The following is a 15,763-nucleotide window of genomic DNA, read 5'->3' on the forward strand; positions in this document are numbered from 1 at the left end:
ACGTGGCATTAAGAAATATATTTAAAAGTTATAAAGAGAAAAAAATACTAAAACAGTATGCAAAAATGTTAAATGGCGGTATCCCTGTATTCTCTCAATTTGGAAATGATATATATTCAAGTGATATAGTGAATAGTTGTATAAGAAGTATAGCGACAGAAATGGGAAAGCTACAACCTAAGCATATAAGAACAACAAATGGTATTCAAACTAATGTAAATAGTTCTATTAATAGACTTTTAAGATTTGGACCTAATGAATTTATGACAATTAAAGACTTTTTAGAGAAGTGCACTTGGATATATGAAAAGAAATATAATTGCTTTATATATCCAAAGTATGAATTGAAGGATATTCCTGGAGGTACAACAAGATACTATACAGGATTTTATCCATTAAATCCTATAGAAGTTGATTTTTTAGAGGATATTGAAGGAACTCTTTATGCAAAATTTTATTTTGCAAATGGAGATAATTATACATTACCATACAAAGAGATCATTCATTGGAGAAAAGATTTTAGTGACAATGATTTAATGGGTGGTGATGAACGTGGTAATCCAAAAACAGAAGATATTTTAAAAGTACTAAAAACAAACCATACAATAACTGAAGGGTTAGAAAAGGCTGTAAAGTCAAGTTTATCAATTAGAGGTATATTAAAAATAAATACTCTTTTAGATGATGAAAAACAAGAAGCTGAAAGAAAAGAGTTTGAACAAAAACTAAGTAATTCGCAAAGTGGGATATTACCAATGGATTTAAAAGGTGAATATGTTCCCCTTAATGTGAATCCAACAGTTATAGATAAAAACACGTTAGAGTTTGTAGAACGAAAGATATTAAATCATTATGGAGTTTCACTATCTATAATCAATGGTGATTTTACAGATGAACAGTATCAAGCATTTTATGAAAAAAAACTTGAAATAAATATAATAGGTCTTAATCAAGCATTTAGTAAAACCTTATTTACCGACAGAGAATTAGATTATGGTAATGAGGTTATTTTTTATGGTCAAAAACTCTTATTTACAAATACAAAAAATAAAATAGCTGTTGCAGATATATTAGGAAATAGAGGCGCTTTAACTGATAATGAACTGCTAGAGATATTTGGATATCCTCCCTTTGAGGGGGGAGATAAAAGACATATGAGTCTTAATTTTATAGATAGAGATATTGCAGGTCAATATCAAATGAATAAGTTTGATAAGGGAAAGGGGGTTAAAAATGATGAATAAACAAATGAATGAATTATCAGTAGTTAGAAGTTTTAATGTATCTGATTTTAGAGCAACTGATAATGAAAAGTATAATGTAGAAGGTCATGCTGCAGTTTTTAATCAGACAACAACTATAGGGAATTGGTTTTATGAAGTTATAGAAAGAGGAGCATTTGATGAATGTGATTTTGATGATGTTTTATTCTTTGTAAATCATAATCAAAATAAAATTCCTTTAGCAAGATCACGACGTAATAATGGAAATTCAACTATGAAATTAGAAGTTAATGAGACTGGATTATATATTAGAGCAGATTTAGATATTGAAAATAATTCAGAATCAAGGACACTACATAGTTCTATTAGTAGAGGTGATATAGATGGCATGAGTTTTTCATTTAGGATTAAGGAACAAACTTGGGAAAATTTAGACTCAGATATGCCAACAAGAAAAATTACTAAAATTGCAAAAGTATACGAGGTAAGTGCAGTTAATCAACCAGCCTACTCAAATACTGATATAAATGCAAGAGATAAAGTGGCATTGGAGAATGCCAAGATAGCATTGGAGAATGCTAGGTCAAAGACTAATGAGTTGGATAACTCAAAAGCTTTGGAGATAGAAAGACTTAGAACAAAAATATTAATGAATGTATAGGGAGAGATAAAATGAAAAAACAATTATTAAAATTATGGAATACTAAACAAGAAAGAAAGCAAGAGTTATTAAAGAGATCTCAAGAGGTTACAGAAATTCAAGAGTTAAGAAGTATCAATAGTGAAATGGAAACATTAAATAATGATATGATTGAATTAAGAGCTATGATTGATTCATTACCAGGAGATGATGAAGGAGATGGAGAGCCTAATCAAGGAGAACATTTTGTACCTGGTGGAGAAAGAAGAAGTGCACAACCACCAGGAGGGTTTAATCCTATAGCTACATATAGAGTTGGTGGAGAAAGAAGAAGTTCAGATGCTAATGTAGATGATGTATTTTCATCAATAGAATATAGACAGGCATTTAGGGATTATGTGGTTAATGGTACACCTATACCAGAAGAATTTAGGCAACAAGATTTTGAACAAAGAGCAGATGCATTAACTGTAGTTTCAGATATAGGAGCAGTTATACCTACAACAGTATTAAATAGAGTAATTGAAGATATGACTGTTGAAGGGAAATTAATATCAAGAATAAATCAAACATCTTACCAAGGTGGAGTTGAAATACCTATATCAGAGGTGGTTCCTACTGCAACTTGGTTAGCAAATGAAGATAGTGTAAGTGATGAACAAAAGGCAAAAATGGAAGCTAAAATAACATTTGGATATCATGTTTTAGAGGCTAAGGTGGCAATTGGATTATTAACTTCAACTGTATCATTACCGATATTTGAAAATACAGTAGTAAAACAACTTAAAAAGGCTATGATAAAAGCTATAGAAGATTCAATAGTTGTTGGAACTGGTTCAGGGCAACCTAAAGGATTTACAAAATATGATTTACCAGTAGAACAACAAATAAGTATGACTGCAGCTGAAATAGGAACTGTACAAGCATGGGCAGAAGTTGAGGGAGCTATACCAGAAGCTTATGAAGATGGTTCAATATATGTTATGAGTAAAACTACTTGGGAAAAATATTTAAATGGTATGGTAGATAAGAATGGCCAAAAGATAGGTTTAGGAAAGATAAATGAAAAAGGTCAAAAAATATTAAATGGCAGAGAAGTTATGACATTAGATAAGTTTAAATCTTTTGATGCTGCATCTGCAGGAGATATATTTGGAGCAGTAGTAAATATAAATGAATATTGTTTAAACTCAAACTTAGCTATGTACTACAAAAAGTACTTTAATGAAGATAAAAATAAATGGATCCATAAGTGCTTAATGATAGCAGATGGACAAATGGCTATAGGTAAAGATTCAAAAGATAAATTAGTTGGAGCTGGTGGATTACTATATCTTAAAAAAGCTGATGCATAAGGAGCTTGAATATGGAAGAAAAAGCTAGAATTGAAGAGATAAAAGGCTTTTTAAGAATTGATGGTGAAGAAGAGGATATTATATTATCCTCTTATTTAAAATCTGCTAAACAATATTTAACTAATGCAGGTATTAAAGAAAATGAAAGTAATGAGTTATATAAATTAGCTGTTAATATGCTTGTATGTGGTTGGTATGAAAATAGAAATCCAACAGATCCAGGAAGTAATAATACTCAATCATTTGCATTAAGAAGTATAATTACACAACTTAAATGTTCCCAAGAGAGAGGTTAAATTATGAGTTTGGATTTAGGGAAAATGAAACATAGAATAGAAATTCAAGTGTATTCAGATGTGGAAAATGAAGTTGGAGAAATTATAAAAGCATGGACCACATATAAAAAGCTATGGTCAGAAAAGACACAATTAAAGTCATCAAATACTTATTCTATAGGTAAAGAAGGTATTGAGTATGTTTATAGATTTAAAATAAGATATAGAACAGATTTAAATGAAAATATGAGGATAGTTTATGGTGGAATTATTTATGATATTAAACATATTAATCCTATTAATGAACTTGATTTATATCAAACTCATATAGATTGTGTTGTTTATAAAGAAGGTGCTTATAATGAGTAGTGAATTTGATGTAAGAGGTTTAGATGAATATACAAATAGAATGTTAAGGCAAATAGAAAATAAATATCCAAAAGAAGCAGAAAAATTTATTAATAAGGTTGTTGGTAGGTGTAAAGCAGAAGCTATAGCAAGAACACCTGTTAGACAAAAAGGTAAATCAAAAAAAACTAAAAAAAAGTGGAAGCATAAGGTTTACAAGAAAAGAGGAAATTATTTTGGAGTAGTTAGTAATGCATCTAATAAGATACATTTAATTGAAAATGGCCATGTTGCAGAAAATGGAACGTGGGTAGAAGGTGCACATATGCTAGAGAATACAATTACTAACCAACAACCTAGAATAGATCAAGAAATAGATAGGTTTATTGATAAAATGTTGGATTTTTAAGGTGGTAAAATGTTAAGTTTAGTTACGTTAAAAAAGGCTATAGTAGATACGTTAAAGCCTTTAAATATAAATATAATAGCAAATGAGATAAGGAGTGGGTTTGAAAATTTAAAACCTGCTTTTTTTATTCAAATAATGCCAGTATCAAATAATACTGGCAATAGTATTCAAGAAAGAGTAATTACTGTAAATATCCATTATTTTTCTAAAGAAAAGACTGAGATTGATAATTTAGTTATGATTGATAAATTAAATAACTTATTTATTAATTGTATAAAAGTTGGTGATAGGACTTTGACTCTTTATGAAAAAAGAGAAGAGCTAGAAAATAATGTTTTACAGTATAAATTTGATTTGAGATTTACAGAATCTATTAAGTTAGAAGAAGATGATAATGAATATGTATCATCCACTGATCCAAAGGATTTTGAAATCAAATTATATTAATAAGGAGAAATATTATGGGATTACCAGAAATTAATATAGTATTTCAATCTTTAGCTACAACGGCTATAGAAAGAAGTCAAAGAGGTACTGTAGTGTTAATTGTAAAAGATGATACTGCTACAGAAAGAACATATACATTCACGAAAATAAGTGAAGTTGATAAAACTAAATTCACTTCAAAAATCTATGATTATATAGAACTTGCATTCAAAGGAAGTCCTAATAAACTAATTGTTGAAGTTATGAATACTACAAATGAAAGAACTCTACAATTAGTTTTAAAAGACTTAAAAAATAAAAAGTTTAACTATATGGCTATACCAGGAATTGAAAAATCTGAAACTACAGAAGTTACAACTTGGATAAAAGAATGTAGAAAAGATGGAAAAGTATTTAAGGCTGTACTTCCTAATACTGCTGCAGATTATGAAGGCATTATAAATTTTGCTACAACAGGTATAAAAGTAGGAGATAAAGCTTATACAACTGAAGAGTATTGTGCTAGAATAGCAGGAATACTTGCAGGATTACCTGTAACACGTAGCTCAACATACTATGTACTAGATGAAGTAGATGAAATAGTAGAGCATGATGATCCTAATACTGATATAGATGCAGGTAAGTTAATTCTTGTAAACGATGGAGTTAAAATTAAAATAGGTAGAGGCGTTAATTCACTTACTACTGTTGAACAGCCAAAGTCAAAAGAATTTAAGAAAATAAAAATATTAGAATCAATGGATATCATGTATGAAGATATTAAAACAACTTTTGAGGATGAGTACATCGGAAAAGTTACAAATTCATATGATAATAAAATAATTTTCCTAAGTGCAGTAAATGCATATTTTAGAGGTTTGCAAAAGGATGGTGTGTTAGAACCAAATAGTGAAGCTTTAGCAGAGCTAGATTTAATAGCTCAAGAAAAATATTTAACTGAAAATCAAGTTGATATAACAGAGTTAAGTGAGCAAGAGTTAAAAGAAGCTAATACAGGTTCAAAAGTATTTTTCAAAGCCAGTGTAACACCACTTGATGCTATGGAAGATTTAGACTTTAATATATACATATAGGCGGTGCATAATATGAACTTAAGAGGAAATCATCAAGTTTCAGGAACATGGGGCCAATTTTGGTGGGATGGAACTCTAATAATGGAAATAAAAACTTTTGAAGCAAAGGTAACAGCTAACAGAGAAGAAGTTCAGGTTGGAATGAGTAAAGATTCTAAACTTACATCTCTATCAGGTGAAGGAACTTTTGCAATCAAAAAAGTTTTCACTAGAGGTAAAAAGAAAATACTTGAAGCTTGGAAAAAAGGTAATGACCCAAGGTCTACTTTTGTTGCTAAAACACAAGACCCAGATTCTCCTGGAAAACAAGCTGAAAGAATAACAATAAATAATGTATGGTTTAATGAATTATTATTACACCAATTTGAACAAGGAGCATTATCTGAAGAAGAATTTAGTTTTGGATTTACTCCAAATGATGCAAGTTTTGTAGATGAAATAAAAGCTTAATATAAATTATTAATAATGAAAAGGTAGCTAAATTGAATTTAATCTAGCTACCTTTTAAATTTATAAAAAATGAGAGGATTATACATATGAAAAAGAATGAAAAAAATCAAGTAATAACACTTAAAGATATATTAAAAAGAAAAGAGTTTTTCGAAAATAAGAAAAATCAAACTATGGAGTTATTTGTAAAATCATTAGACGGAAATATAGTTATATCCAAGCCTGATAGGGAACTTTGTATGGATTGTTTAGATATGGAAGATGCATCTGAAGGTGATAGATATTTTGTATATGAAATAGTGAAAGAACCTAACTTACAAAGTACTGAACTGCATGAAGCTTTTGGTGTTGATGTAGGGATGGACATAATAGACAAACTATTTGATCCAGGAGAGATTGCATCTATAGCTAAAGAAGGAATGAAATTCGCAGGCTATATAGATAGTGTTAAAACAATAGAAGACCTAAAAAACTAATTAAAAGCGATATAGAGATGAGTATGTACAGCTATTACCTTAATAAAGGAATAGACCTTAATAAACTCATGAATTTGTCTTATCTAGAAAAGCAATTCTATATCGCTAGTATGGAAGTTAATAGAGAATATGAAGATAGTAAAATAAGCCTCATATAAGGAGGTAATAATATGGCAAGAAGAAGGCATATTAGTGCCGTAATTTCATTAAAAGACAATATGTCGGCTACTATGCGAGGTATCCGAAGGGAACAAAGACAGTTTCAACGTGAAGTTAGACAAACTAGAGCTGCAATAAGGTCAGCAAACAGAGAACGAATGAGAATAAGAATGGATGCAACACCTGCTCATAGGGTAATTGAAAACTTGAGAAGGAAGATGCAACCTCTTAGGACTAAATTGGCTACAGTAGTTGCAATGAAAGATGAAACAACTGCTAAATTAAATAGAATAAAATCCAATATGAAATCAGTAGGAAAGTTTATAGCTAAGCCTGTTGTATTGTTAAGAGACAAAGCCACCAGTGCAATTAAAAAGGTAAGTAAATCTATTAAATCTATAGCTAAAAAAGTTACCATACCAATTGCACTAGCGGCAGGAGCTGTTGGAGCTACTGTAAAAAGTGGTATGGAGCTAGAACAACAACAAATTTCCATGAGACATTTTATGGGCGTTGGTAACAAAGGCAAATCGAGCGGTGAACTTGATACTATGAGTAGTAGTTATCTAAAAAGTTTAAGAGATAATGCAAATGCAACTCCTTTTGAAACAGGAGAGGTAATTGGTGCTGGTACTAGAGCATTACAAATAGCTGGTGGTAATTCAAAAGATGCTATGCAGATGGTTAAATTAGCAGAAGATATGTCAGCATTAAATCCTGGAAAAACCGTGGGGGATGCAATGGAGGCATTAGCTGATGCTAATGTTGGTGAAATGGAAAGACTTAAGGAATTTGGACTAAAAGCTAGTAGTAAAGATAATCCAAAAGAGGTTCAAAAAAAACTACAAGAATTATACCAAGGTGGAGCTGAAAAACTAGCAACAAGTGGAGCAGGACTTTGGTCTACTATAATGGGTAAATTAAAATCAAATTTGGCTGATATCGGTCTAGGTATGCTAGAGCCATTGAAACCAGTTATGGATGATATTATAGGATTTATTGATTCTGCAACACCTGGAATGTTAGCTTTAGGCCAGGCTATAACAAGTGGGCTTGCAACTGGTATAGGTTGGATTCAAGAACAAATGCCGACCTTAGCGCCGGTATTTTCTTCTGTATTTACTACTATTCAGGGAGTGGTACAAACTGTAGCACCTGTTATTGGACAGCTTATACAAAGTTTAGGCCCTGTGTTTTCTGCATTAATGCCTATTGTTCAAACAGTTTTTAGTGCAATTGGATTAGCAGTTCAAACTGCAGCGCCTATAGTAAGTGATTTAATACAAATGTGGTCTCCAATATTTGCGAATGTAGGAAGTGCTTTAACATCACTATCCACTATTTTTAGTAGTGTCTTTGGAGGCATAATGAAAACTGTTGAAAAAGCATATAACTTTGTTAAACCTCTTATTGAAGGAATAGGGGGAGCAGTCTCTGGAATTAGTGGAGCTGTATCAAGTGGACTTGGCTGGATTGCAGAAAAGATGGGCAAAAATGCTACTGGTACAAAGTACTGGAAAGGTGGTCTTTCACTTGTTGGTGAACATGGACCAGAATTAGTACAAATGCCTAGTGGTTCAAAAGTTTATACTAATACTGAAACAAGAGCAATTGCAAATAATACAAATTCTACAACGTCTACTGGTTCAGGGCAAAAGGTAACAAGTAATTCAATAAATATTGATAAATTAGCAGATACAATAGTTGTAAGAGAAGATGCTGATATAGATAAAATAGCAAAAGCATTAGTTGAAAAAATAATAGCAACTAAACTTAATTATGGAGGTGTATACTAGGTGAAAGAATTTTGGATAAAAAAGAAAAATGGAAGTAATTTAAGATTACCAGTAGCACCAGCAGAATTCAATTTAAGTGAAAGTGCTAATATTGAAAATGAAAATATAAATAATTTAGGAGAGGTTGGTCTATATGGTGGAAATAATCTACAAAAGATAGAACTAACCTCTTTTTTTCCAAAACGATATCATCCATACTGTCAGTACAAAAGCATTAAAAAACCTTATGATTGTGTTAAATTTATAAAGCAACCTAAAGAAAAAGGTGAGCCAGTAAGATTATTAATTACTGGTTCAAATATAAATAAAGAGTTTCTAATTGAAAGTTTTGAATATGGAGAAAAAGATGGTACAGGGGATGTGTATTTTACTATTAGTTTTATTGAATATAAAAGCATTAAAATTCCTAAAGTTAAAAAATCAAGTTCATCTAATTCACCATCAAAAAAACCTTCAAGACCATCAAAAAAACCTAGTAAAAATAAAAAATATACAGTAAAAAAAGGTGATTGTCTATGGAATATAGCTAAAAAATTTTACGGAAAAGGTAGCCTATATAAAAAGATATATAATGCTAATAAAAGTAAGATTAAAAATCCTAATAGGATATATCCAGGACAAGTACTTATAATTCCATAGGTGATGATATGACAATAAAATTAACATTGACAAAAGAAGTAAATAATAAAGCTGAAACTTATGACATTACTCAAATAGTTAAAAATGTTACTTGGAGTGGTGATTATCAATTAGCAGGTAGGGAACTAGAATTTAGTACTATATTTTCTGCTAATGATAAAAATATACCTAAAATAAATATACCTAAATTCAGCATAATTAAATTTTATGAAAATGGGAAAGAGCTATTTAGAGGATATGTAGTCAAAAGGAACAGGGCTAGTGATAGTACAGATATAAGTTATAGTTGTATAGACAAAGGTATGTATCTAGCAAATAATGAAGAGGTATATAATTTCAAGAATAAAACTGCTAAAGAAATTGCTAAAAAAGTATGTGGTGATTATAAAATCTCAATGGGATCTTTAGCATCACCAAACTATAAATTTAACAAGAAATTTATGGGAGCAACTTTATATGATATTATAATGACTGCTTATTCTTTAGCATCTGCTAAAAATTCTAAAAAATATATGACTACATTCAAGAAAGGTAAACTTCATGTTATTGAAAAAGGAACAAAAGTATTAGAAATTAAATTTGAAAATGGGAAAAATATAATTTCATCACAATTTGAAGAAGATGCAAGTAATATAAAAACAAAAGTTAAGGTTATTGATGATAATGGAAAAGTTGTTTATACAAAAGTAGATAAAAATCTTATGAAACTTTGTGGATGCTTCCAAAAAGTAGTTAAAAAAGAAGAAGGTAAGAGTGCAAAAGAACAGGCAAGTGAAGCTATTACTGACGTGGAAAAAAAGGCTAGTATAAAAGGATTTGGAGACACTTCTTGTGTGACAGGGTATGGAGTTCATGTAAAAGATTCATCTACAGGATTAACTGGTTTATTTTATATAGATCAAGATAAACATACTTGGGAAAATGGAGTATATAGTATTGAACTTACACTTGATTTTAAAAATATAATGAATGAAGTTGATGCAAGTGAGAGTGAATCTAAGTCTAGTAAAGGCAGTTCTGGAGGCAAAGAAGTTAAAGCACAGTTTACAGCATATTATCCAAGTAACAGTAAAATGGAAGGTGGATATTATGATGCACAAGGTAAAAGGTTAAACCCTTCTAAGAGAACTTGTGCAGCACCTAAATTAATTCCTTTTGGAACTAAAATAAAAGTACAAGGTACAGGAACTAGTTGCGATGGTAAAACTTATACAGTTACTGATAGAGGTGGTGCAATTAAAATTGTAAATGGTGTTTATAAAATTGATATATTAATGAAAAATGCTAGGGAAGCTAATAAATTTGGTCGTAGAAAAGGAACGGCTATAATTGGTGGTGGAAGTAGCTCAAGTTCTAGTCCAAGTGGAAAAACTCAAAAAGTTATAAATATGGTTAAAAGTAAATTAGGTTGTAAGTATGTTTGGGGTGCTCAAGGGCCAAATAGATTTGATTGTAGTGGACTTATGTGGTATTGCTTTAAAAATGCTGCAGGTAAAAATCTTCCTAGAACTTCAAAGGAACAATCAAAAGTTGGAACTAAGATAAGTAGATCTAATTTACAAGCAGGAGATATGGTATTTTTTAATACACATGGTAGTGGTGTATCTCATGTTGGTTTATACATTGGGGATGGATATATGATTCATGCACCAAAACCAGGAGATGTTGTTAAAAAAGTAAGTATAAATAGTAGTTATTACAAGAAAAAATTTGTAATAGCTAGAAGAGTATTATAAGGAGACGATTGTATGGGAACTAATCCAATAGCAGATTTAATAGGAATAATTGATGAAGGCAAAATAGGGCCTTCATTTTATATTGGTGAAGTTTTTAAAACATCGCCTATAGAAGTTAACACACAAGGATTACCACTTTATGACGATGATTTATTAATAGATAAATTATTAAAAGAATCTAATGACTTACAAGAAAAAGATAAAGTACTGTTAATATGCTTAGGTGAAAAATATTTAATTGTAAGTAAGGTGGTGGATATATAGTATGGATTTATTCCCATTTATTGATGAATTAGAAGAAGATGAAGATATAGAGACAATAGAGGAAGCACTTCCTTTGTTGAAAGAGGTTGCATGGAATTTTGAACAAGATAAACCAATTATAAATTCTAATGGAACAGTTGAATTTGTAGAAGGAATTGAAGCTTTAAAAATTTGGATTTATAAAGCAATAAAAATAAATAGATATGAACATGAAATTTATTCATGGGATTATGGATGTGAAATAAATGAATTGATTGGTGAAAGTATTTATTCAAGAGATCATATTGAACTTGAATCACAAAGATATATTGAAGAGTGCTTATTAATTAATCCATATATAAACTCTATTAGTTTTGATGAAATAAGATATGAAAATGGAATAGTTAAAGCAACTTTTCAAGTGGACTCTTATTACGGGGAGGTAGATATAAGTGTATAGTGCACAAACTTATGATGTAATAAAAGAAAGAATACTTGATAATAATACCTCTGATGTTGATAAAAGCGAAGGTAGTTTTACTCATGATATGATAGCACCTATAGCTACAGAATTTGCAAGGACATATATTGAATTTGAAAATATGCTAAAAGTAATGTTTGTAGAAGATGCTTATGATGAGTATTTGGATAAAAAGGCTGGAGAGTTAGGAATGAAAAGAAAGCTAGGAAATAAAGCTCAAGGAACTGTGAGAGTTTATGCACCTGATAATACACTTATTCCTAGAAATGCAACTATAGTAACAGATGAAGGTCTAGTATTTTTAGTATATAGACAAGTATATATAAAATCTGAATATGTAGATGTACTAGTAGAAGCTGAAAATGTGGGAGAAGATTATAATATTCAAGCTAATATGTCATGGAATACAACTATTTCTGATACTGAAAATAATACTATAGAAGTTGAAAGTATAGTAAATGATAATAATTTTACTGGTGGAGTTGAAATTGAAAGTGATGATGACTTTAGAGAAAGAATTTTTCAGCAGGCCCAAAATCCTTCTACAAGTGGAAATTCACAAGATTATATTAACTGGTGTAAAGAAATAGATTCAATTGAAAATGTAACTGTAAGACCTCTTTGGAATGGAGCTAATACAGTAAAACTTATTGTAAGTGATAAAGATAAGCAACCTGTATCTAGTGTTATTCTAAAAAAATGTGATGAATATATACAAGATATTAGACCTATATTAGCTGATGTTACTGTATGTAATCCAGAAATATTTGAAGTTAATATAAGTATTAATATATACACAAAGTATAGCATTGAATCAATCAAGGAAGAAATTCAAGAGTTAACAGTTGAGTTTCTAAAGAATTGTAGCGATAAGATTCAATTAAATAGGTTAGGTTCAGAGTATTTAGGTATAGAAGGTATATTAGATTATTCGAACTTTACTATTAATGGTTCTAGTAATGTAGTAGTATCTATTCCAGTGGACCATGTAGCTGTGCTTAAAAATTTAAATATAACTGTTTCTCAAGAATATGGAGGGTAGCAATGGAAAATAATCGTTTATTATCTATGCTACCTTTTTTATATCAAAATTCAGAATATATAAAAGGTATTCAAAATGGATTTGAAAGTGAAAGACTAGTATTAGAGAAAGAGGCTATAGATTTTTATAATAGTTTATTTGTTGATTCTGCTACATGGAGCTTAGAATTTTGGGAAAGTTTCTTAGGTGTAAAATCTATTAGTAATGATATAAATGAAAGAAGAAATGTAATAAAAAATAAGTTGAAGTTTAGAGGAATTACTAATTTTAATGCTATAAAGGAGTTATGTTCCCAGTATGGGTATGGTGAAATAGAAATAAATGAAAAGTTTGATGAAGGCAAATTCACCATAAGATTTATAAGTAAAGAGGGTGAGCCTGATAATATAAAAGACTTAGTAACTCAAATTAATTCTATTATTCCTGCTCATGTTGGATATGACTTTAACTTTACATATATGTATTGGAAGGAAATTAAAAATCAAACTTGGAAAAATGCCAAGGAATACACCTGGAATAGCATAAGAAAGAGTGATGAAAAATTAAATAAGAAAATTGCTATTCCTGGTTCTAAAACAATACCTGGAGAAATATATCCAAGCCAAGGAGTTAAGAGGTGATAAAATGGCAACACAAACAACTAATTATAAATTAAATAAACCTGGAGAAAATGACTTTATTGAAATAGAAAAAATAAATGAAAACTTTGATAAGATAGATACAACTTTATTTGGAAAAGTAGATAAATCAGAAGGCAAAGGATTATCTAGTAATGATTATACAAATGAAGAAAAAAATAAATTAAAATCATTAGAAAATTATACTCATCCAGAAACACATCTTGCAAGTATGATTGTATTTGAAGATGGAGAAACATTACAAGATAAATTAAATAATAATACTTTATATAAACCAGTAGTAGAGGGAGTTGGGGTATAATGAGCAGATTAATGTACAATAAAACAAATTGGAAAGATGATGAAACTACTCCTATCAATGCTAGAAATTTAAATAATCTTGAAGATGGAATAGAGTATGTATATGAAAAATGGGATGAAATTATATCAGATTCTACAACTGGAGATCATGCAGCTGAACTAATAGATGCTAGGAAAAATAAAAAAACATTAGGTGAAAGATTAGATGTCATTGATACGCAATTTAATACTAAAGCGAATATTGATGATATTACAAAATTATCAACTGTAACTACTGAATTTGCTAATTCAATTGAAGAAATGACAGATACAACAGTTAATTATGTAAATACAACCGATGGATTTTTATATAGACATAATGGAAGTATATTTGAAAAAACTACAATTAAATATCAATCAACTGGCTTACAAGACAAGTCTGTAACTTCTGTAAAACTAGATAGTGAAACATCTTCAAGAGGCTATGTTTGGGATAAAAGTCCTCAATCATTAGGATTTAATAGAGCTATTAATATAAATTATACAATAGGACAAATGAATGATAATGGTACTGTAAATCCGAGTGGTTCAAAGGCTAGAATATATTCAGATTTTTTTACTGTATCTAATAAAAAATTTACTTTATATAATAAGTTAAATTCCATCTATAAAATAGGATTAATAACAACAGATGAAAATGGAGTAAAGATAGGTGCATCTTCCAATTTCACAGGATGGATGCAAGAAAATAAATTTGATTGGATAATCACAAATGATAGTGTAAAAAAATGCTATTTGAATATTGCTAGAATTGATGATGCAGTTATGACTGATATTGATATAGATAATCTTATTAAATGTATTATGATTTGCGACGGTGAATATCAAATAACTTATGACATGAGAACATATGAAGGTGATAATGCTTATATATTTTCACCTTATCCGTTTAGAATTGATACTGTTAATAAGACAATCAGTTGTGATGGTACATATAAAGTCGCAGGTGGCAAAAAATTAATGAATAATATGCCTTTTGATATTTCTAATTTAGATTTATCTAAGCAAGGTACATTCTATGTAGACTGGGAAAACAGTGTGATTAAATGGTGTGTTGCTTTTGATTACACAACTAAAAATATGAATACGAAAAATACTTCAATTATTGGTCATGCATGGACTTTAAACTCGACTTATGGAACATATTTAGAATTATTCACAAATTCAGATATATATGTAGATGGAGTTATACAGCATAATAATGGTTTTTCAAATAGATTTAAAAATAAAAAATTCTTATTTGATGGTGATAGCATCATGTGGGGCAGAACTATAAATGGACAAACAGCAAACCCTGCTATACCAGACGTTGTTTTAAGAAGATTAGGTGTTGGATTTGATAAGATAGCAGTTTCTGGCGCTTGCGTAACTCCTAAAACTCCTGCTGATGGCCAAAGTTTAGTTGAAAGATGTGTAAATAATGATTATGCAAATTATCAATATATAATAATGAATGGTGGAACAAATGACTACGGCTATGAAAGACAAATAGGAACTATTGACGATACTGGTATAAATACTTTTTACGGTGCATGGAATACTATAATAAAAACTATATACTCTAAAAACCCTAAAGCTAAGGTTGTATTAATAACCCCTATTTATAGGTCATATGTAAATGTTAATGGTCAACCTGTGTATGGGAATGTTTACAATATAAAAAATGGTGCAGGATATACACTTAATGATTATTCTGATGCTATTGTCAAAATAGGTGAATTGTATAATATCCCAGTTTTAGACAGTAGAAAAAATTCTATGGTTAATATTTTAAATTATACAACTAGACTATGTCATGATGGAGATAATAAGTATTTACATCCTAATGAAGATACTTATATAGATATAGGGAATATAGTCGCAAGTTTTATAGAAAGTAAATTTTAATATACAATATTTAATTAATAACATTTATAGAAAAATAATTAAACAGTATAGTTAATTTTTATGTATTTAAAAATAGAAATTTATTGAATTGAAATGAACTCGAATTA

Annotated in this window: 19 protein-coding genes; all 19 read left to right on the forward strand. The window is 29.6% G+C overall.

The window, feature by feature from the left end; all coding sequences use genetic code 11:
• Positions 1 to 2 precede the first annotated feature (2 nt).
• The 19 genes from JW646_RS17240 (at position 3) to JW646_RS17330 (ending at position 15,656) form a co-directional block, all read left to right on the forward strand.
• Entirely contained in the window at positions 3 to 1,244 is a 1,242-nt protein-coding gene (locus JW646_RS17240) for a phage portal protein (protein WP_228415800.1), read from the forward strand.
• A complete protein-coding gene (locus tag JW646_RS17245) occupies positions 1,234 to 1,884 on the forward strand; it encodes an HK97 family phage prohead protease (RefSeq protein WP_228415801.1) in 651 nt (216 codons plus the stop codon). Before JW646_RS17240 ends, JW646_RS17245 begins: the two co-directional genes overlap by 11 nt.
• Positions 1,885 to 1,895: 11 nt before the next feature.
• A complete protein-coding gene (locus JW646_RS17250; protein ID WP_228415802.1) occupies positions 1,896 to 3,218 on the forward strand; it encodes a phage major capsid protein in 1,323 nt (440 codons plus the stop codon).
• Positions 3,219 to 3,229: 11 nt separating this feature from the next.
• Positions 3,230 to 3,514, forward strand: coding sequence for a head-tail connector protein (locus JW646_RS17255; protein WP_228415803.1), 285 nt, complete (start codon positions 3,230 to 3,232; stop codon positions 3,512 to 3,514).
• Positions 3,515 to 3,517: 3 nt separating this feature from the next.
• Complete coding sequence (locus JW646_RS17260; RefSeq protein WP_228415804.1) at positions 3,518 to 3,862, forward strand: phage head closure protein; 345 nt, start codon at positions 3,518 to 3,520, stop codon at positions 3,860 to 3,862.
• Positions 3,855 to 4,250 (forward strand): HK97 gp10 family phage protein, encoded by a 396-nt coding sequence (locus tag JW646_RS17265; RefSeq protein WP_228415805.1) that lies wholly within the window; start codon positions 3,855 to 3,857, stop codon positions 4,248 to 4,250. Before JW646_RS17260 ends, JW646_RS17265 begins: the two co-directional genes overlap by 8 nt.
• Before the next feature lie 9 nt (positions 4,251 to 4,259).
• Complete coding sequence (locus JW646_RS17270) at positions 4,260 to 4,697, forward strand: phage tail terminator family protein (protein ID WP_228415806.1); 438 nt, start codon at positions 4,260 to 4,262, stop codon at positions 4,695 to 4,697.
• A 14-nt stretch (positions 4,698 to 4,711) separates the two neighbouring features.
• Positions 4,712 to 5,770 (forward strand): phage tail sheath C-terminal domain-containing protein, encoded by a 1,059-nt coding sequence (locus JW646_RS17275; protein ID WP_228415807.1) that lies wholly within the window; start codon positions 4,712 to 4,714, stop codon positions 5,768 to 5,770.
• A 12-nt stretch (positions 5,771 to 5,782) separates the two neighbouring features.
• Positions 5,783 to 6,220: a phage tail tube protein gene (locus JW646_RS17280; protein ID WP_228415808.1), complete on the forward strand. Its 438-nt coding sequence runs from the start codon at positions 5,783 to 5,785 to the stop codon at positions 6,218 to 6,220.
• Positions 6,221 to 6,306: 86 nt separating this feature from the next.
• On the forward strand, positions 6,307 to 6,696 hold the full coding sequence (locus tag JW646_RS17285; RefSeq protein ID WP_228415809.1) for a phage tail assembly chaperone: 390 nt from the start codon (positions 6,307 to 6,309) through the stop codon (positions 6,694 to 6,696).
• 170 nt (positions 6,697 to 6,866) lie between these two features.
• Positions 6,867 to 8,651, forward strand: coding sequence for a hypothetical protein (locus JW646_RS17290; protein WP_228415810.1), 1,785 nt, complete (start codon positions 6,867 to 6,869; stop codon positions 8,649 to 8,651).
• Entirely contained in the window at positions 8,652 to 9,290 is a 639-nt protein-coding gene (locus tag JW646_RS17295) for a LysM peptidoglycan-binding domain-containing protein (protein ID WP_228415811.1), read from the forward strand.
• Positions 9,291 to 9,298: 8 nt separating this feature from the next.
• The gene (locus JW646_RS17300) at positions 9,299 to 11,026 is read left to right on the forward strand and encodes a C40 family peptidase (protein ID WP_228415812.1); all 1,728 of its coding nucleotides are present in this window, start codon (positions 9,299 to 9,301) and stop codon (positions 11,024 to 11,026) included.
• Positions 11,027 to 11,038: 12 nt separating this feature from the next.
• On the forward strand, positions 11,039 to 11,290 hold the full coding sequence (locus JW646_RS17305) for a DUF2577 family protein (RefSeq protein ID WP_228415813.1): 252 nt from the start codon (positions 11,039 to 11,041) through the stop codon (positions 11,288 to 11,290).
• A gap of 1 nt (position 11,291) precedes the next feature.
• Positions 11,292 to 11,729: a DUF2634 domain-containing protein gene (locus tag JW646_RS17310; RefSeq protein WP_228415814.1), complete on the forward strand. Its 438-nt coding sequence runs from the start codon at positions 11,292 to 11,294 to the stop codon at positions 11,727 to 11,729.
• A complete protein-coding gene (locus JW646_RS17315) occupies positions 11,722 to 12,792 on the forward strand; it encodes a baseplate J/gp47 family protein (RefSeq protein ID WP_228415815.1) in 1,071 nt (356 codons plus the stop codon). Before JW646_RS17310 ends, JW646_RS17315 begins: the two co-directional genes overlap by 8 nt.
• A 2-nt stretch (positions 12,793 to 12,794) precedes the next feature.
• The gene (locus tag JW646_RS17320) at positions 12,795 to 13,412 is read left to right on the forward strand and encodes a putative phage tail protein (protein WP_228415816.1); all 618 of its coding nucleotides are present in this window, start codon (positions 12,795 to 12,797) and stop codon (positions 13,410 to 13,412) included.
• A gap of 4 nt (positions 13,413 to 13,416) precedes the next feature.
• Positions 13,417 to 13,731: a hypothetical protein gene (locus JW646_RS17325; RefSeq protein WP_228415817.1), complete on the forward strand. Its 315-nt coding sequence runs from the start codon at positions 13,417 to 13,419 to the stop codon at positions 13,729 to 13,731.
• Positions 13,731 to 15,656: an SGNH/GDSL hydrolase family protein gene (locus JW646_RS17330; RefSeq protein WP_228415818.1), complete on the forward strand. Its 1,926-nt coding sequence runs from the start codon at positions 13,731 to 13,733 to the stop codon at positions 15,654 to 15,656. The genes JW646_RS17325 and JW646_RS17330 overlap by 1 nt, the downstream gene beginning before the upstream one ends.
• Positions 15,657 to 15,763: the final 107 nt, after the last annotated feature.

Source organism: Terrisporobacter hibernicus (assembly GCF_020809405.1).
In the GTDB taxonomy this organism is placed as follows: domain Bacteria; phylum Bacillota; class Clostridia; order Peptostreptococcales; family Peptostreptococcaceae; genus Terrisporobacter; species Terrisporobacter petrolearius.